This window comes from Streptomyces sp. NPDC016677, from assembly GCF_055562815.1.
In genome coordinates this window covers 397,965-416,065 of record NZ_JBVHEO010000005.1, presented here as the reverse complement: position 1 = coordinate 416,065, position 18,101 = coordinate 397,965, and the positions used below count along the sequence as shown (strand labels likewise).

Here is an 18,101-nt window from a genome sequence, read left to right as displayed (position 1 = left end):
GCGGGGGGGAAGTGCCTGAGCGATCTTTTACGACGGGGGAATCGCGTCAGGCACTGCGGGGGGTGGCTGAGATGGTCCGTGAGGTGGGGGATTCCGGTTCCACCAGCCGATGGTCTCGTTGGTCCAGGTTCACAAAGATCATTCCGTACCGGATGGCACACCGCACGGGCTGTGGCGCCCCCCGGGGCCGCCGCAGACACCGGTACGCCCGGACGTCGTCGTCATCGTCCCGGGTGACGACGACCGGTTCGCCGAACACGGTCACCATCAGGGAGTCACCGCTGTGGGGGATGGCGGTGACCAGGTCGATGAAGTGCCAGCCGGAGCGATAGGCGGTCGCCATCTCACGCCGGAAGGAGCGGTCGTCGGGTGGGGTGGACATGCGTATCAGTCCCACTTGCTGTCCGCCGGGAGGTACGAAGGCACCTCGTCGCTGACGACCACGGCGACAACGGTCCTTTCGCCGCCCGTCTCGTGCGTGTCGCCCTGCACGCCGAAGAGGCCGGCCACTGTTCCCAAGGCCGCAACGGCGGAGAAGGCGGCAACAAGCACCGAGCGAAGCATTCTCTTACGCATAGTTGGCTTCGTCCTCACTTGAAGGTCCCCTCACTCCCCCGTCGGATAAGACGATGGCTCATTCAGGTACGTCGTGGCCACACAAACGGTGCATCATGTTCCTGCACGTTCATGACCCTGGGGGGTGGAGTTATGGGTAAAAAAGGTACAAGGGCGACGCATCCCCATGCGGTCACGGAGCTGTGCGAGGCAGGGAGCCGTTTGTACGCGAATGCCCTGCGCAGCGGGCGCATCCTGCGGGCGGACGCGGAGCCCGCGCCCTGCCTGACGGAGTTCGCCCTTCTCCACCCGGACCCGGACGATCCCGACTGGCTGCGTCCCGTGCCCCCGTCGGTCGCCCTGGCCCAGCGGCTGAACCCCATCGAACGCGAGATCTCCGAGCACCGGCGCGCGTCGATCGCCCTCACCGAGGCCTTCGAGCCGTTCCTGACCCTCAGCGCCCAGGACACCTCCTCCGGCCACTCCATCACCGTGCTGGAGGGACTGGACCGTATCAACGCGGCCCTCGACCTGGCGACCGCCGAGTGCGCCTCCGAGATGCTCACCGTCCAGCCGAGCGGCCCCCGCAGCACGGAGAAGAGGCTGCTGGAGGCGCTGGAGCGGGACAAACCCCTGATCGAACGCGGGGTGCGGATCCGCACCCTCTACCAGCACACCGCCCGCTACAACTCCGAGCGGCTGGCCTACGTCGAGCAGTTCGCCAACGGCAAGGCCGAGTACCGCACCATCGACGAACTGGTCGAGCGGCTCATCATCCTCGACGAGACGGTCGCCTTCCTGCCGATCCGCGACGACCGGCAGACCGCGCTGGAACTGCGCCACACCGGGCTGGTCCGCTACCTCATCAAGGTCTTCGAGTTCATGTGGAGCCGGGCCGTCCCGCTCACCGCCGGCGTCCCCTACGAGACCGCCCCCGACGGCATCACCGAGGTCCAGCACTCCATCGCCAAGCTCCTGGTGGAGGGCCACGTCGACGAGGCCATCGCCCGCCGCCTCGGGATGAACGTCCGCACCTGCCGGGCCCACATCGCCAAGCTGGCCGCCGCCCTCGGCAGCGGCAGCCGGGCCCAGCTCGGCTACCTCATCGCGCAGTCCGGAATACTGAACCAGGACCACTGACGCCAAGGGGGCAGTCACGCGTGACCGCGACGGCACACGAGGAGCACGCGGGCGAGGAGCTGTGCCCGGCGGGACTGGAGCTGTACAGCCGCGCGCTGCGCGACGGCCCCCTCCCGGCCGCGGCGGCCGACGCGGCGCCGTGTCTGCTCGACGCCGGGCTGCTGTGCCCCGCCGTCGCCGCCCCGGACCGGCTGGAGCCGGTGGCCCCGGCCGTCGCCCTGCACCGTCTGCTGCGCGCCTCCGAGGAGCGCGTCGCCGGTGAACGGCGGCGCGGCGAGCGGCTCGCGGAGACCTTCGCCCCGCTGCTGCGGCTCGGCGGCCCGGACGCGGCGGCCGACGACTCCCCCGCCCTGCGGCTGCTCAGCGGCAAGGAGCGGATCAGCCGGGCCATCGCCGAGGTCATGACCGAGGCCACCGCCGAGGTGCTGACCATCCAGCCGCACAGCGCCCACATCGGCCCGCCGCCCCAGGTCCACGAACCCGTACTCGAACGCGACCAGGCCTTCCTCGCCCGCGGCGGCCGCATCCGCGCCCTGTACCAGCACACCCTGCGGTACGCGCCCACCGTCCTGGCCCGCTACGAGCGGCTCACCGGCGACGTGCAGGCCCGCACCCTGGACGAGGTCACCGAACGCCTGATCATCGTCGACCGCACGGTGGCCTACATCCCCGCCAACGGGGACCGCACCCTCGCCCTGGAGATCCGCCACCCGGCGCTGGTGGAGTACCTGGTCACCGTCTTCGACCGGCTGTGGCGGCTGGCCGTCCCCATGTATCCGCAGGCCGAGGAGGTGCCCACCCTGGACGGCATCACCCCGCGCCAGCGCGCCGTCGCCGCCCTGCTGGTGGAGGGGCACACCGACGCCGTCATCGCCGACCGCCTCGGCATGAACGTCCGCACCGCCCGCGTCCACATCGCCAAACTCGCCGCCACCCTCGGCAGCGACAGCCGCGCCCAGCTCGGCTACCTCATCGCCCGCTCGGGAATCCTCGACCGGGCTCCCTGACCGCCCGCCCCGCTACGGCACCCGGGCCCGAGCCGAGCCACCCCGCCCCGCTACGGCACCCGAGCCCGAGCCGAGCCACCCCGCCCCGCTACGGCACCCGGGCCCGGGGCGGTCCGTCCAGTCCCGCCTGGGCGATCCGCACGCCCAGCTGCGTACGGCTCGCCGCGCCCAGCGTCTCCGACAGCCGGGCGATATGGGCCCGGCAGGTACGCACGCTGATCCCCAGCCGCTCGGCGATCACCGCGTCCTGGTGCCCCTCCGCCAGCAGCGCCGCGATGGACCGCTCCCGGTGCGAGATGCCCTCGATGCCGGTGTCGGGCAGCGGGACGGTGATCGGCAGCGCGAGGCGCCACAGCCGTTCGAAGACGGTGACCAGGTACTCCACCAGCGCCGGGTGGCGCAGTTCCAGTGCCATCGTCCGCTCCGCGTTGGCCGGTACGAACGCCACCGTACGGTCGAAGAGGATCAGCCGGTCGATCACCTCGTCCAGCGTCCGCGCCTCCACCGCGTCGCCCATCAGCTCCATGTAGTGGAGCAGGCCCTGCCCGTGCCGGGCGACGTGGGTGTACAGGTCGCGCATCCGCACCCCGCGCCCGCGCAGCGCCAGCGCCCGGTGCAGCCCCTCGGAGAGTTCGTGTTCGCGCCGGATGCCGCCGGGCTGCACGGTCAGCACCTCCGTGGTGCACGCCTGGGTCGCCTCGTCCATCGCGGCCTGGATGCGGGCCAGCCCGTCCAGCACCCGGATCGCCGTGCCCTCGGCCCCCGCCGCCGGGCGCCGCTGTCCGCTCCCCCCGCCCAGGGCGGCGTACCGCTCGATGGCGGCCACCGCCGACCCCACCCGCCGCTGACCGGCGCTGACCTCGTCGTACACCTCGCGCAGCAGCCGGCTCACGACCTCCTGCGGGGCGGTCGGCACCAGCCAGTCCATGGCGCCGGGGTCGGGGTGCAGCAGCGCGAGCTCCAGCAGACAGGGCGCCGCCTCGGCGTCCCGGCGCTCCACCCGGCCCCGCCGCACGGCCCGGGAGTACACGCGGTCCCCGGCTTCGCACAGTCGGTCAGCACCGTGTGGATGCCCGTCCGTCCCGTGCCCGGCCATCGCCCAGCCCACCCCCGCATCCCGCCCGCTCTCCGCAGCGCCACTATGCGCGGGCCGGGACCGGCTGTGCAACAAGGGGACTACTTCAGGCCGATCTCCGCGCACCGCGCCTCGTACGCGGCGGTGCAGATGTCGGAGACCTTGTGGATGCCGTCGGCGACGACGGTCTCCTCGATGTTCTTCTTGGTCAGGGCGGTGACGGAGACCAACTGGGCCGGGATGTCCTGGTGGGTGGGGCTGTCCACCCGGTCCGTGGTGAGCGCGTCGAACTGGATGTCCTTGCCCTGCACCCGGGCCACGGCCATCTCGGCGGCGTTCTCCGCCTCCTGCGGGTAGGACTTGTACACGCTCATGTACTGCTCCCCGGAGACGATCCGCCGCACCGCCTCCAGTTCCGCGTCCTGCCCGGTGACCGGCGGCAGCTCGGTGACACCGGCCGCCTTGAGCGCCTCGATGACGCCGCCCGCCATGCCGTCGTTGGCGGAGTAGACACCGGCGATCTCGTCCGCGCCGAGCTTCTGGATCGCCTCGGCCATGTTCCGCTCGGCGTTCTCCGGCTTCCAGTCCACGGTGTCGTACTCGGCGCCGACCCGCACGTTCCCGGCCAGTTCGGTCAGGGCGCCGGCCTTGAACTGGCGGGCGTTGGGGTCGGTGGAGGAGCCGTTCATCATGACGATGGTGTCGCCGGCGGCGTCCTCGCCGAGCGCCTCCAGCAGGGAGCGGCCCTGGACCTCGCCGACCAGTTCGTTGTCGAAGGAGATGTAGGCGTCGATCGGGCCCTCGGCCAGCCGGTCGTACGCGATCACCGGGATACCCGCGTCCTTGGCCTTCCTCACACCGTCCGCGATGGCGTGCGAGTCGACCGCGTCCAGCACGATGACGTCGACCCCGTCGTCGACCATCTTCGCCATCTGCCGGGCCTGCTTGCTCGCGCTCGCCTCGGCGTTGGCGTACTGGACCATGCCCTGGCCGTCGGTCAGCGCGTCCACCTTCTTGGTGAAGATGGGCCGGTCGAACTCCTCGTAGCGGGTGTTGTCCCGCTCCGGGAGCAGCAGCCCCACCATCAGGTCGTCGCCCTTGGTCGGGCTCGCGTCGTCACTGCCGCCCGACACGTTCAGCGCTCCGCAGGCCGTCAGCGAAACGGTCATCGTGGACGCCGCCACGGATATGGCGATACGGCGCATGCAGGAGATCACTTCTGGTGCCTTCCGGACGCGGTGGCCGCTTTGCGACCCAGGTGACTGAAAAGACAACGCGCACACCCGCCCACCCGTCAAGCGATACCACTTAACGAGATCGCAACATCACGCTGCGCAGCCGAACTGAAGCGCTGGCGACCGTGCCCCCAACTCTTCTTCACACAAAGGCCGTTGCATGATCACAAACGGTCGCGCGAGATCCGTACAACCAAGTCCAATCGTCACGAGTCGTGATCACGGAGGCTGCTCCCCGCCTCCGCTTTTTCGAGCAGAGGACCGAATGAACTCAGCCAGACGCACGACCACGGCCATCGCCTCGACGGCCGTCGTGCTCGCCACCGCGGGCGGACTGCTCACCGTCGCCGCCGTGCCCGCCTCCGCAGCCGCGAGCTGCTCCTCGCCCGTCTTCACACGGCAGTTCTTCGCGAACACCACGTTCTCGGGAACCCCGAAGAAGACCGACTGCGACTCCGCGATCGACCAGAACTGGGGCACCGGGGCACCGGCCGCGGGACTGCCGGCGAACAACTTCGGTGTCCGCTGGTCCGTCACCCGCGACTTCGGCTCCGGCGGCCCGTTCTCCTTCACCGCCTCCGCGCAGGACGGCATCCGCGTCTACCTCGACGGCACCCGCGAGGTCGACCTGTGGAAGAACGTGTCGTCGACCCGGAAGAAGACGGTGAACGTCACCGTCCCCAAGGGCAAGCACACCCTCCGGATCGACTTCGTCAACTGGACCGGCAAGGCGAACGTCACGTTCTCCTACACGCCGAGGACCTCCGCCTCCGTCGACAAGGTCAAGCCCCTCACCCCGGCCGGCACCGCCGTCGTCCACGACCCGGCCACCGGCAAGGCGAAGATCACCTGGTCCAGGAACAAGGAGATGGACCTCGCCGGCTACCGCGTCCACCGCCGTCTGAAGGGCACCTCGTACGCCACCGAGCCGCTCGCCACGACCACCTCGACGTCGTACACGGACACCACCCTCCCGAAGACCGGCGCGACGTACTACTACGAGGTCCGCGCCTACGACAAGGCGGGCAACGAGTCGCCGGGGACGGCCGACCAGGGCGTCACCACGGTCGACAAGACCCCGCCCGCCGCACCGTTCGTCGAGATGGACGCCTGCCCGGCCGACCAGCCCTACGCGGCCCCGGAACTGGTCACCACCGCGGCCAACGCCGCCGACATCGCCCTGTACGAGCTCCAGCGGCGGGACGCGGCCACCGGTGCCTGGACGACCGTCGCCACCGGAACCAAGGGCGCCTTCTGCGACACCGGCACACCGGCCGACGGCTCCAAGGTCACCTACCGCGGCCGGGCCCGCGACGCCGTCGGCAACTGGTCGCCCTATTCGGCCGCCGCCACCTTCACCACCTCCGACCTGACCCCGCCGTCCGCCGTCACCGACGCCCGCGTCGAGTACCGTTCCGGCGTCCCGCACCTGGTCTGGTCCCCCGTCGACGGCGCCACCGCCTACCAGGTCCTCCAGTACGACCCGGCGACCGGCGGCTGGCTCGACGCCCTGCCCGTACCGGGCACCACCGACGGCACCGACATCGTGCCGCGCCAACTGGCCGCCGTGAGCGGTTCCTACCGCTACGCCGTGCGCGCGGTGGACGCCAAGGGCAACGCCGCCGCACCCACGGAGATCACCCTGGAGATGGCCGCCCGCCCGGAGGCCATCCCCGCCTTCCGCACCACCGCCGTGCCGTTCGGCGAGGGCGTGATGGTCGAGTGGAGCGGCACCGACCCGTGGGCGTACGACGGAGACGGCCCGCTGCTCACCTACCGCCTCGTCCGCACCGACCCGGCCACCGGCGAGAGCACCACCGTCGACCTGTGCAAGCCGAACAACGCGGTCGACCTGCCGCTGGAAGCGCCGCAGACGTACGGGACCTGGTCGGACTCGGACGCTCCCGCGTACGCCGGCCGCAAGCAGGTCAACGGGGTCTGCTGGGACGTCTCCGGCAGGTCCGAGACCACCTACGAGTACCGGGTGGTGACGACCGGCCCCCAGGGACACGACTCGCAGCCCGGTCCGGCCGCCACCGCCACCACCCCGGACACCGAACGACCGGCCCCGGTGGAGAACCTGACCGCCGAGACCATCCCGCTCGGCGTCCACCTGACCTGGACCCCGCCCGCCGACGACGACGTGCAGAAGTACCACGTCTGGCAGGGCGTCACCGACCCGGACACCGGGGAGACGGTCTGGGAGGAGAACTGCTGGACCGGGAGTTCCCTGAGCGACACCGAGATCTACTGCCCGACGGTGCCCGACGGCGCCGCCCACGTCTACCGGGTGGCCGCCTCGGACGGTTCCGGACTCATCGACCCGTACGCCGGTCCCGCCGCCTACCGCACGGCCGACATCACCGTCACCCTGCCCGACACCCGGCCGCCCGGCTGGACCGGCACCTCGGTCCGCGAGGACCAGTACCCGGAGCTGTACGTGGGCTGTTCCGAGTCCTCGGGCCTCGGTGACTGCGCTCGGTTCGCCGGTTACCGCGTGGAGCGCTGGGACCCGGCCACCGCCTCCTACACCGTCCTGACGCGGGGTACGGCGGGCGACGCCGCCTACTTCATGGACACCACGGTCAACGAGGACCGGCTGGGCCTCTACTACTACCGTGTCGTCCGCACCGACGCGTCCGGCGCCGACGCCGTCACCACGTCGCAGGCGTACGGCATCTGGGACTCCTGGCTCTGACCGGCCGCGCGGGCGGAGAAGCGCGGACAGAACGCGGCCGGGAAAGCTCCGGCAGGAAACAGGAGAGGGGCCCGGATGTCTCCGGGCCCCTCTCTCGGTTCTCTCCGTGCGGACGCGGCGTCAGTCCGACGCCTGCCGCCCCTTCGGCCGCCACACCACCAGCGCGCTGGTCTGCTGGACCTCCTGGTACGGGACCAGGTCCCGGCGGTACGACGCGTGGACCGCCGCCTCGCGCTGGCGCATGGCCGCCGCGGCGCCGTCCAGGGCGGCCTCCATCTCGGCCACCCGGGCCTGCAACGCCGCGACCTGGTTCTCCAGTTCGATGATGCGCTTGATGCCGGCCAGGTTGATGCCCTCGTCCTGCGACAACTGCTGCACCGTACGGAGCAGCTCGATGTCCCGGGCCGAGTAGCGGCGCCCCCGGCCGGCGGTGCGGTCCGGGGAGACCAGGCCCAGACGGTCGTACTGACGCAGGGTCTGCGGATGCAGACCGGACAGCTGGGCCGCCACCGAGATGACGTAGACCGGGGTGTCCTCGGTCAGTTCATACGGATTGCGTCGACGGCCGTCCATCCCCATCAAGCTCCCTTCGCGGCCTGGAACAGCTCCGCCCGCGGATCCTCACCCGCGGTCGCCTCGCGATACGCCTCCAGCGCTTCACGAGCCTTCCCACTCAGATCCTTCGGAACACTCACCTCGACGGTGACCAACAGGTCCCCGCGGGTGCCGTCCTTGCGGACCGCGCCCTTTCCGCGGGCGCGCATGGTCCGCCCGTTGGGCGTGCCGGCCGGCAGCTTCAGCGTGACCGGCGGGCCGCCCAGGGTCGGGACCCGGACCTCCCCGCCGAGCGCCGCCTCCGCGTACGTCACCGGGACGGTGACCGTGAGGTTGTCGCCCTTGCGCCCGAAGACGGCGTGGTCCTTGACGTGCACGACCACGTACAGGTCGCCCGCCGGACCGCCCCGCTCGCCCGGCGTGCCCTTGCCGCGCAGCCGGATGCGCTGCCCGTCCGACACCCCGGCCGGGATACGGACCTGCATGGTCCGCGACGACTTGGCGCGTCCGGAGCCCTTGCAGACGTCGCAGGGGTCCTCCGCGATCAGACCGCGGCCCTTGCAGTCCGGGCAGGGGTCGGTCAGCGAGAACCCGCCGCCCGAGCCCCGCGTCACCTGGCCGGTGCCGACACAGGTCGGGCACACCCGCGGGGTGCCGTTCTTGTCGCCGGTGCCCGAACACGCCTTGCAGGGCGCCTGCGAGGACATCCTGAGCGGCACCGTGGCGCCCTCGATGGCCTCCGTGAAGCTCAGGGTGACCTCGGACTCGATGTCCTGGCCGCGCCTGGGCTGGGTCCGGGCGCCGCCCGCGGCCCCGCGGTTGAACAGGCCCCCGAACACGTCACCGAGTCCGCCGCCGAAGCCGCCGGCCCCCTGCCCGCCGCCCTGGGCGCCGCCGAAGAGGTCGCCCAGGTCGAAGTTGAAGGTGCCGCCGCCCGCGCCGGGCCCGGGGCGGAAGCCCCCGTTGCCGAAGAGCGCGCGGGCGTCGTCGTACTCCTTGCGCTTCTTGGGGTCGCCGAGGACGTCGTTGGCCTCGGAGATCTCCTTGAACCGCTCCTCCGCCTTGGCGTTGCCCTTGTTGGCGTCCGGGTGGTTCTCGCGGGCGAGCTTCCGGTACGCCTTCTTGATCTCGGCGTCGGTGGCGTCCTTGGGGACGCCGAGGACCTTGTAGTAGTCCTTCTCGATGAAGTCCTTGGTGCTCATCCCCGACGTCCCTCCTTCCTCCTGCTCACAAGCTCAGCCCTCGTCCGGGCCACCGCTCTCCTTGTCGTCGGCGGGGTCCGCGCCGGCCGCCTTCTCGTTCTCCTCGGCCGGCTTGACCGGCTGCGCCCCGGGCTGGGGCTCGGCCACGGCCACCCGCGCGGGGCGGATGGTGCGCTCGCCGATCCGGTACCCGGGCTGCAGGATCGCCACGCAGGTCGTCTCGGTGACGTCCGGCGCGTAACTGTGCATCAGGGCCTCGTGGATCGTCGGGTCGAAGGGCTCGCCCTCCTTGCCGAACTGCTGGAGGCCCAGCTTGGCCGCGACCGCCTCGGTCGACTCCGCCACCGACTTGAAGCCGCCGACGAGTTCGCCGTGTTCGCGGGCGCGGCCGATGTCGTCGAGCACCGGGAGCAGCTCGCTCAGGAGGTTCGCCACGGCGATCTCCTTCACGGCGACCCGGTCCCGCTCGACCCGGCGGCGGTAGTTCTGGTACTCGGCCTGGAGCCGCTGGAGGTCCGCGGTGCGCTCGTTGAGCGCGGTGCGCACCTGGTCCAGCTGGGCCACCAGGCCCGCGTCCTGGCTCGCGTCCCCGGCCGGGGCCGCCCCCGCCTCCGGAGCGGAGGGGGCGGCCTTCGGCTCGGCGTCTTCGGGGGTGGCGCCGGAGGGGACGTCGGGCTTCTCGTCAAAACCCGGGGTCTCCTCCGTCACGCGGCACCGTCCTTGCGCTCGTCGTCGACGATCTCGGCGTCGACGACGTCGTCGTCGGCCTTGGACTGGCCGGCCCCGGCACCGGCACCGGCGCCCGGAGCCTCGCCGCCGGCGGCCTGCGCGCCCTGGGCGTCGGCGTACATGGCCTGGCCCAGCTTCTGCGAGACGGCGGCGACCTTCTCGGTGGCGGTGCGGATCTCGGCGATGTCCTCGCCCTTGAGCTTCTCCTTCAGCTCGCCGACGGCGGTCTCCACCTCCGTCTTCACGTCACCGGGGACCTTGTCCTCGTTGTCCTTGAGGAACTTCTCCGTCTGGTAGACGAGCTGCTCGCCCTGGTTGCGGGTCTCGGCGGCCTCGCGGCGGCGGTGGTCCTCCTCCGCGTACTGCTCGGCCTCCTGGCGCATCCGGTCGACCTCGTCCTTCGGCAGCGAGGAGCCGCCGGTGACGGTCATCTTCTGCTCCTTGCCCGTGCCCAGGTCCTTCGCGGTCACGTGCATGATGCCGTTGGCGTCGATGTCGAAGGAGACCTCGATCTGCGGGACGCCGCGGGGCGCCGGCGGCAGGCCGGTCAGCTCGAACATCCCGAGCTTCTTGTTGTACGCCGCGATCTCGCGCTCGCCCTGGTAGACCTGGATCTGCACGGAGGGCTGGTTGTCCTCGGCGGTGGTGAAGATCTCGGACCGCTTGGTCGGGATCGTCGTGTTCCGCTCGATCAGCTTGGTCATGATGCCGCCCTTGGTCTCGATACCGAGGGACAGCGGGGTGACGTCGAGCAGCAGGACGTCCTTGACCTCGCCCTTGAGGACACCGGCCTGCAGGGCGGCGCCGATGGCGACGACCTCGTCCGGGTTGACGCCCTTGTTGGCGTCCTTGCCGCCGGTCAGCTCCTTGACCAGCTCGGCGACGGCCGGCATACGGGTGGAGCCACCGACGAGGACGACGTGGTCGATCTCGCTGAGCTGGATGCCCGCGTCCTTGATCACGTTGTGGAACGGCGTCTTGCAGCGCTCCAGCAGGTCCGCGGTCAGCTGCTGGAACTGGGCGCGGGTGAGCTTCTCGTCCAGGTGCAGCGGGCCCTCGGCGGAGGCCGTGATGTAGGGCAGGTTGATCGAGGTCTCGGTGGACGAGGACAGCTCGATCTTCGCCTTCTCGGCGGCCTCGCGCAGGCGCTGGAGCGCCATCTTGTCCTTGCTCAGGTCCACGCCGTGACCGGACTGGAACTGCTTCACCAGGTAGTCGACGACGCGCTGGTCCCAGTCGTCACCACCGAGGTGGTTGTCACCGTTGGTGGCCTTCACCTCGACGACGCCGTCGCCGATCTCCAGCAGCGAGACGTCGAACGTACCGCCACCGAGGTCGAAGACGAGGATCGTCTGGTCGTCCTTGTCGAGGCCGTACGCCAGGGCGGCGGCGGTCGGCTCGTTGACGATGCGGAGCACGTTCAGACCGGCGATCTCGCCGGCCTCCTTCGTGGCCTGCCGCTCCGAGTCGTTGAAGTACGCCGGGACGGTGATGACCGCGTCGGTCACCTTCTCGCCCAGGTACGCCTCGGCGTCCCGCTTCAGCTTCTGCAGCACGAAGGCGCTGATCTGCTGGGGGTTGAAGTCCTTGCCGTCCAGGTTGATCTTCCAGTCGGTGCCCATGTGGCGCTTGACCGACCGGATGGTCCTGTCGACGTTCGTGACCGCCTGACGCTTGGCCACCTCGCCGACCAGCACCTCACCGTTCTTGGCGAAGGCGACGACGGACGGCGTGGTCCTGGCGCCCTCGGCGTTGGTGATGACGGTGGGCTCGCCGCCCTCCAGAACGCTGACGACGGAGTTAGTCGTGCCCAGGTCGATGCCGACCGCACGTGCCATGGTTGATTCCTCCAGCTGACTTGAGTGGAACAGGCTCAAGTGTGCACGACGGTCCCCCCGGGGTCAACAGACCTGAGTCCGGCGGACTCAACTCTTATCCGTTCCTTACGCGCAATCATCCTCTGACCTGCGCGGATGTCACCCCGGGGCGTCTGCCGCACGGAAAATTTCCGCGCCTCGCAGTGCAGGTGAGGGGCCGCAGCGGCGAGGCGACCGGGGGACGAGCACGGCCGCGAGCCGCGCCGAACATCACGATATGCGAAGAATGTCCCATCCGGCTCGGCGTGGCGACGCCGAGCGCAGGGCAGGGGACCACTCAGGGTCGCCTCAGCGACACAGATCACCACACGCCCGACTACAGTGCGGCGGAGGATAGGGGTAGTCTCGAACGGACTGCATAAGCTACCGCTCAGTAACCCAGTACCGCCGACTCACCGCTCACCACTCACCCACCCCCTCGAAACCCTCGCAGGCCCGAGGAGCCCCCAAATGCAACTCGCCGCGATCATCGTGTCGCTGGTTCTGATCGTGGTCGGCGTGGCACTCTTCGCCCGCGCCGTCCTCCAGATCGTCCGCTACCTGCGGCTGGGCCAGCCCGTGCCGGCCGGCACCCGGACCGACCAGCCCGCGCAGCGCACCCTCACGGTGGTCAGGGAGTTCCTCGGCCACACCCGGATGAACCGCTGGGGCGTCGTCGGCGTCGCGCACTGGTTCGTGGCGGTGGGCTTCTTCTCGCTGCTGCTGACCATCGTCAACGCCATCGGCCAGCTCTTCCAGGCCGACTGGCTGCTGCCGGTCCTGGGCGACTGGGCGCCGTACAACGTCTTCGTCGAGTTCATCGGCACGATGACCGTGCTCGGCATCCTCGTCCTGATCGGCATCCGGCAGCTGAGCCACCCGCGCAAGCCGGGCCGCAAGTCCCGCTTCGCCGGCTCCAACTTCGGCCAGGCGTACTTCGTCGAGGCCGTCATCCTCATCGTCGGCGTCTGCATCTTCATGCTGCACGCCCTCGAAGGTGCCCAGCACCACGTGGACAGCTACGAGGCGTCCTTCTTCATCTCGTACCCGGTGGTGTCGTGGCTGGAGGGCATGGATCTCTCCACCCTCCAGAACCTCACCTACTTCTTCGCCGGCCTGAAGATCGCGACCTCCTTCATCTGGATGATCACGGTCGCCCTGAAGACCGACATGGGTGTGGCCTGGCACCGCTTCCTGGCCTTCCCCAACATCTGGTTCAAGCGCGACGCCGCCGGCGGCACGTCCCTGGGCGCCCTGCTGCCGATGACGTCGGGCGGCAAGCCGATCGACTTCACCGACCCCGGCGAGGACGACGTCTTCGGCGTCTCCCAGGTCGAGCAGTTCTCCTGGAAGGGCCTGCTGGACTTCTCCACCTGCACCGAGTGCGGCCGCTGCCAGTCCCAGTGCCCGGCCTGGAACACCGGCAAGCCCCTCTCCCCCAAGCTCCTGATCATGAGCCTGCGCGACCACGCGCACGCCAAGGCCCCGTACCTGCTGGCCGGCGGCGGCAAGACGATGGAGGGCGAGGAGAAGGCGTCCGAGGAGCAGCTGAAGGACGTCCCCGCGGCGGCGCTGGCGGAGGCCGAACGCCCCCTGGTCGGCACCCTCGAAGCCGCATCCGGCAGCGGCTTCGCCGCGGGCGGCGTCATCGACCCGGACGTCCTGTGGTCCTGCACCACCTGCGGCGCCTGCGTCGAGCAGTGCCCGGTCGACATCGAGCACGTCGACCACATCGTCGACATGCGCCGCTACCAGGTGATGATCGAGTCCTCCTTCCCCTCCGAGGCGGGCACGATGCTCAAGAACCTGGAGAAGAAGGGCAACCCCTGGGGCCTGGCGAAGAAGCAGCGCCTGGAGTGGACCAAGGAGGTCGACTTCGAGGTCCCGGTCGTCGGCAAGGACATCGAGGACCTCACCGAGGTCGAGTACCTCTACTGGGTCGGCTGCGCCGGCGCCCTGGAGGACCGTGCCAAGAAGACCACCAAGGCCTTCGCGGAGCTGCTCCACATGGCGGGCGTGAAGTTCGCCATCATGGGCGGCGACGAGAAGTGCACCGGCGACTCCGCCCGCCGCCTGGGCAACGAGCCGCTGTTCCAGGAACTGGGCATGGAGAACGTCGCCTCGCTGAACATGGCCTTCGGTGAGGACGACGAGTCCCCGGAGACCAAGAAGCCCAAGTCGGCGAAGAAGATCGTCGCCACCTGCCCGCACTGCCTCAACACCCTGGGCAACGAGTACCCGCAGCTCGGCGGCGACTACGAGGTCATCCACCACACCCAGCTGCTCCAGCACCTGGTCGACGAGGGCAGGCTGACCCCCGTCACCCCGGTCGAGGGCATCATCACGTACCACGACCCCTGCTACCTGGGCCGCCACAACAAGATCTACACGCCGCCGCGCGAGATCATCGCCGCCGTCCCCGGCGTCCGCAACGAGGAGATGCACCGCCACAAGGAGCGGGGCTTCTGCTGCGGCGCGGGCGGCGCCCGGATGTGGATGGAGGAGCGGATCGGCAAGCGCATCAACAACGAGCGCGTCGACGAGGCCCTCTCCGTCAACCCGGACATCGTCTCCACGGCCTGCCCGTTCTGCCTGGTCATGCTCACCGACTCGGTCAACGGCAAGAAGAACGACGGCAAGGCGAAGGAGTCGATCCAGGTCGTCGACGTCGCCCAGCTCCTCCTGGACTCCGTGAAGACCCCGGCCGACCCGACGGGCGCCCCGGACCCGGAGACCGCCCCGGAGCCGGAACCGGTGAAGTAGGCCCCGCCTCCCCTCGACGCCCCGTGTCCGTTGTCCGATGACACGGGGCGTCGATCTGTTCAGACACCGCTCAACTGAGCGCCCCCTAAGGGACGCCCCGGCCGATCTGTCCCCTACCCGTAAGGGATGTCACAGCTCGGCCGCAAAGCCGCCTCCAGAACCCCGGGCCCGGCACGTCACCGTGCGGGACCAGGTACGTTCGGATGCGTGGCTGGATTCAGGATCGGACGCGGCCGGGACAACGGCGCTCCTCAGACGCGACCGCAACACCCCCCGCACGGGCAGCAGACGCCGCCGGGACAGCCGTACGGCTATCCCCCGGCGCCGCAGCCGTACCCCCCGCAGCAGCCGCCGTACACCGGCGGCGGCCAGTGGCCGCAGGCGAACGGCGGCGGCTACGGCGCCCAGGCCGGCGGGCACGGCGAGCCGGAGTACTTCGGCGACGGCGGCGGCTACCCGCAGGGCGGCCCGCCCGGCGCCGCCCCGCACGACCCGTACGCCGCCAACAACCCCGGCCACACCCAGGCCTTCTCGATCGGCGAGGACCCCTACACCCAGGGCGACACCTACCGCGCCGGTACGGCGTCCGCGCCCCCCGCCGGCCCGATCGGCCCCCGCCTGCACTGGAAGGACCTGCTGAAGGGCATCGTCACCCGCCCCGACCAGACCTTCCTCCAGATGCGGGACTACACGATGTGGGTCCCCGCCCTCGTCGTGACCTTCGTCTACGGCCTGATCGCGGTGTTCGGCTTCGACGGCGCCCGCGAGGACGCGATCAACGCGACGCTCTCGAACGCCATCCCGATCGTCCTGGTGACGGCCGTGGCCATGGTCCTCTCCGCCTTCGTCCTGGGCGTGGTCACCCACACCCTCGCCCGCCAGCTCGGCGGCGACGGGGCGTGGCAGCCCACGGTCGGCCTCTCCATGCTGATCATGTCGCTGACGGACGCGCCGCGCCTGATCGTCGCCATGTTCGCCGGCGGCGACGCGCCCTTCGTCCAGGTCCTGGGCTGGATCACCTGGGTCGCGGCCGGGGCCCTGCTCACCCTGATGGTCCGCCGCTCCCACGACCTGCCCTGGCCGAAGGCACTGGGCGCCTCCGCGATCCAGCTGATCGCCCTGCTGTCGATCGTGAAGCTGGGCACGTTCTGAGACGCACGGGACACACGCGAAGGGGCTCCCTCATCCCGAGGGAGCCCCTTCGCACACGCGGCGCCGACCCACCCGGCTCAGGCGTCGAGCACCTGCCCGCTCCGCCGCACCACGGGCTGCTGGACGGACCACGGGAAGTTGATCCAGTCCTCGGTCCGCTTCCACACGTACTCGCACTTCACCAGCGAGTGGGACTTCTCGTAGATCACCGCGCTGCGCACCTCGGCGACGGTGTCGAGGCAGAAGTCACGCACCAGCTTCAGCGTCTTGCCCGTGTCGGCGACGTCGTCGGCGATGAGGACCTTCTTGTCGGAGAAGTCGATGGCGTTCGGGACGGGAGCCAGCATGACCGGCATCTCCAGCGTCGTCCCCACCCCCGTGTAGAACTCCACGTTCACCAGGTGGATGTTCTTGCAGTCCAGCGCGTACGCGAGCCCGCCGGCCACGAACACCCCGCCCCGCGCGATCGACAGCACGATGTCGGGCTCGAACCCGTCGTCCGCCACGGCCTGCGCGAGCTCCCGCACGGCGACGCCGAACTGCTCGTAACTGAGATTCTCCCGCACGTCACTCATACCTATGTCCGTACTCACACCTGGGTCCGATGGAAATTGAGGAAGGACCGGGAGGCGGTCGGCCCCCGCTGCCCCTGATAACGCGACCCGTACCGCTCACTCCCGTACGGGTGCTCGGCCGGCGAACTGAGCCGGAACATGCACAGCTGCCCGATCTTCATGCCCGGCCAGAGCTTGATGGGCAGCGTGGCCAGATTGCTCAGCTCCAGCGTCACGTGCCCGGAGAACCCGGGGTCGATGAACCCGGCGGTGGAGTGCGTGACGAGCCCGAGCCGCCCGAGCGACGACTTCCCCTCCAGCCGCGAGGCCAGATCATCGGGCAGCGTGATCACCTCGTACGTGCTGGCCAGCACGAACTCACCGGGATGCAGGATGAACGGCTCGTCCCCCTCGGGTTCCACCAGCCGCGTCAGATCCACCTGCTCGACGGACGGATCGATATGCGGGTACCGGTGATTCTCGAACACCCGGAAGAACCGGTCGAGACGCACATCAACACTGGACGGCTGCACCATCGAATCGTCGTAGGGATCGATCCGTACCCGCCCGGCGTCGATCTCGGCCCGGATGTCCTTGTCTGAGAGAAGCACGCCCCGAGGATACGCAAGGCGCGCGGAGCGACCGCAATCGGCCACTCCGCGCGCCCGGAGCCTTCCTGCTGCTACCGCTTCTCGTAACTCACCGGCACGACGCTGCGCAGCCGCGCACACCTCGGACACCGGACGAGCCGCCCGGGACCGAGCCGCTCGGCCTGCTGCATCGGGAACGAAGAGGTGCTGAACACGTGCCCATCGGCACAGCGGACGACGGTGCGCTCCATCAAGTCCTTCAAGTCCCTTCCCCAAGAGCCGCGTCTGACCAGGTCCACCTGGCGACAAAAGCCACAGTACGGGATGAAAGGAACGGCCCTCCAGGCGGCACTCCGCCTCACCCGACCCTCTCCGGCGGCCCCCACCGTACGCCCCAACTCCGGCCCCCCGCAGCCCCGTCCTCCCCTCCCGCCCGCCCCGCCCAGAACACCGACAGGCCCCACGGCACGAACACCGGGAGCCTGTCATGAGGTAGAGTAAGCGAGCACCGGGACACCGGCTCGACCGGCGGTCCGTTGCTTACGCGGGTGTAGTTTAATGGTAGAACATCAGCTTCCCAAGCTGAGAGCGCGAGTTCGATTCTCGTCACCCGCTCCATGAAGAAGGCCCAGGTCAGAGACCCGGGCCTTTCTGCTGTGCGCGGTTGTCAGTCGCCACGTGCCGGATGCCCGCCAGAAGGCCCGGCGGACGGCTTCCCGGACACCGCGGCTCTCGCCTTCCAGGCCGTCGCGCCATTCGCGTCCGGCCGGCGCATGCGCCCGCTCGCTGGGAAGCCGGGGCCGTGCACCTCCACGCCGAGCAAGCTCTCGTCCCAGAACCACTCCACGCGTACATGCCACTCCTCGCCCGCGGGGTCATCGCCCCGAGCCACGGTGATTCCTCGCCGGGGAAGCGGTTGAACCGGTAGGCCCTCCGCGCTCACCCCTTGCCGCCGCCGCAGTCGAGGCTGCGCCGCTTCGACGTGGCACG

The 18,101-nt window shown here is 70.1% G+C and carries 15 protein-coding genes and 1 tRNA gene; 6 read left to right on the top strand and 10 right to left on the bottom strand.

Annotated elements, in window-relative coordinates; translation table 11 throughout:
* Positions 1-46: 46 nt before the first annotated feature.
* Positions 47-382, bottom strand: coding sequence for a hypothetical protein (locus tag ACZ3IG_RS18080; RefSeq protein ID WP_215173044.1), 336 nt, complete (start codon positions 380-382; stop codon positions 47-49).
* 5 nt (positions 383-387) lie between these two features.
* Positions 388-576: a hypothetical protein gene (locus ACZ3IG_RS18075; protein ID WP_467433029.1), complete on the bottom strand. Its 189-nt coding sequence runs from the start codon at positions 574-576 to the stop codon at positions 388-390.
* A 132-nt stretch (positions 577-708) separates the two neighbouring features.
* Between ACZ3IG_RS18075 and ACZ3IG_RS18070 the strand changes: the two genes are divergently transcribed.
* Entirely contained in the window at positions 709-1,695 is a 987-nt protein-coding gene (locus ACZ3IG_RS18070) for a helix-turn-helix transcriptional regulator (RefSeq protein ID WP_467433027.1), read from the top strand.
* 20 nt (positions 1,696-1,715) lie between these two features.
* A complete protein-coding gene (locus tag ACZ3IG_RS18065; protein WP_467433025.1) occupies positions 1,716-2,702 on the top strand; it encodes a helix-turn-helix transcriptional regulator in 987 nt (328 codons plus the stop codon).
* A gap of 88 nt (positions 2,703-2,790) precedes the next feature.
* On the opposite strand, the gene ACZ3IG_RS18060 is transcribed toward ACZ3IG_RS18065, so the two are convergent.
* Together ACZ3IG_RS18060 and ACZ3IG_RS18055 are read right to left on the bottom strand one after the other, a co-directional pair.
* A complete protein-coding gene (locus tag ACZ3IG_RS18060; RefSeq protein WP_467433024.1) occupies positions 2,791-3,798 on the bottom strand; it encodes a helix-turn-helix transcriptional regulator in 1,008 nt (335 codons plus the stop codon).
* An 80-nt stretch (positions 3,799-3,878) separates the two neighbouring features.
* Positions 3,879-4,982, bottom strand: a complete 1,104-nt coding sequence (locus ACZ3IG_RS18055) for a sugar ABC transporter substrate-binding protein (RefSeq protein ID WP_467433021.1) — start codon at positions 4,980-4,982, stop codon at positions 3,879-3,881.
* A gap of 295 nt (positions 4,983-5,277) precedes the next feature.
* Between ACZ3IG_RS18055 and ACZ3IG_RS18050 the strand changes: the two genes are divergently transcribed.
* Complete coding sequence (locus ACZ3IG_RS18050; RefSeq protein WP_467433020.1) at positions 5,278-7,710, top strand: PA14 domain-containing protein; 2,433 nt, start codon at positions 5,278-5,280, stop codon at positions 7,708-7,710.
* A 120-nt stretch (positions 7,711-7,830) separates the two neighbouring features.
* Here the strand turns inward: ACZ3IG_RS18050 and ACZ3IG_RS18045 are convergent, their stop codons facing one another.
* The 4 genes from ACZ3IG_RS18045 to dnaK are packed head-to-tail and all read right to left on the bottom strand — an operon-like array spanning position 7,831 to position 12,034.
* Positions 7,831-8,283: a heat shock protein transcriptional repressor HspR gene (locus ACZ3IG_RS18045; RefSeq protein ID WP_215168013.1), complete on the bottom strand. Its 453-nt coding sequence runs from the start codon at positions 8,281-8,283 to the stop codon at positions 7,831-7,833.
* Positions 8,284-8,288: 5 nt separating this feature from the next.
* Positions 8,289-9,467: a molecular chaperone DnaJ gene (dnaJ, locus tag ACZ3IG_RS18040; protein ID WP_215168014.1), complete on the bottom strand. Its 1,179-nt coding sequence runs from the start codon at positions 9,465-9,467 to the stop codon at positions 8,289-8,291.
* A 33-nt stretch (positions 9,468-9,500) separates the two neighbouring features.
* Positions 9,501-10,175: a nucleotide exchange factor GrpE gene (gene grpE, locus ACZ3IG_RS18035; RefSeq protein WP_467433018.1), complete on the bottom strand. Its 675-nt coding sequence runs from the start codon at positions 10,173-10,175 to the stop codon at positions 9,501-9,503.
* Entirely contained in the window at positions 10,172-12,034 is a 1,863-nt protein-coding gene (gene dnaK, locus ACZ3IG_RS18030; RefSeq protein WP_467433017.1) for a molecular chaperone DnaK, read from the bottom strand. Before dnaK ends, grpE begins: the two co-directional genes overlap by 4 nt.
* Before the next feature lie 489 nt (positions 12,035-12,523).
* Here dnaK and ACZ3IG_RS18025 point away from each other — a divergent pair, with 489 nt between their 5' ends.
* Both ACZ3IG_RS18025 and ACZ3IG_RS18020 read left to right on the top strand, forming a co-directional pair.
* Complete coding sequence (locus tag ACZ3IG_RS18025) at positions 12,524-14,815, top strand: heterodisulfide reductase-related iron-sulfur binding cluster (protein WP_467433016.1); 2,292 nt, start codon at positions 12,524-12,526, stop codon at positions 14,813-14,815.
* A gap of 126 nt (positions 14,816-14,941) precedes the next feature.
* Positions 14,942-15,967 carry a Yip1 family protein gene (locus tag ACZ3IG_RS18020; RefSeq protein ID WP_467433015.1) on the top strand — a complete coding sequence of 342 codons (1,026 nt, stop codon included), beginning with the start codon at positions 14,942-14,944 and terminating at the stop codon, positions 15,965-15,967.
* 77 nt (positions 15,968-16,044) lie between these two features.
* Here ACZ3IG_RS18020 and ACZ3IG_RS18015 read toward each other — a convergent pair whose 3' ends face one another.
* A complete protein-coding gene (locus ACZ3IG_RS18015) occupies positions 16,045-16,542 on the bottom strand; it encodes a phosphoribosyltransferase (RefSeq protein WP_467433012.1) in 498 nt (165 codons plus the stop codon).
* A 14-nt stretch (positions 16,543-16,556) separates the two neighbouring features.
* On the bottom strand, positions 16,557-17,132 hold the full coding sequence (gene dcd / locus ACZ3IG_RS18010) for a dCTP deaminase (protein ID WP_467433011.1): 576 nt from the start codon (positions 17,130-17,132) through the stop codon (positions 16,557-16,559).
* Positions 17,133-17,655: 523 nt separating this feature from the next.
* On the opposite strand from dcd, the gene ACZ3IG_RS18005 reads away from it, so the two are divergent.
* Positions 17,656-17,729: transfer RNA gene (locus tag ACZ3IG_RS18005), tRNA-Gly, on the top strand.
* Positions 17,730-18,101: the final 372 nt, after the last annotated feature.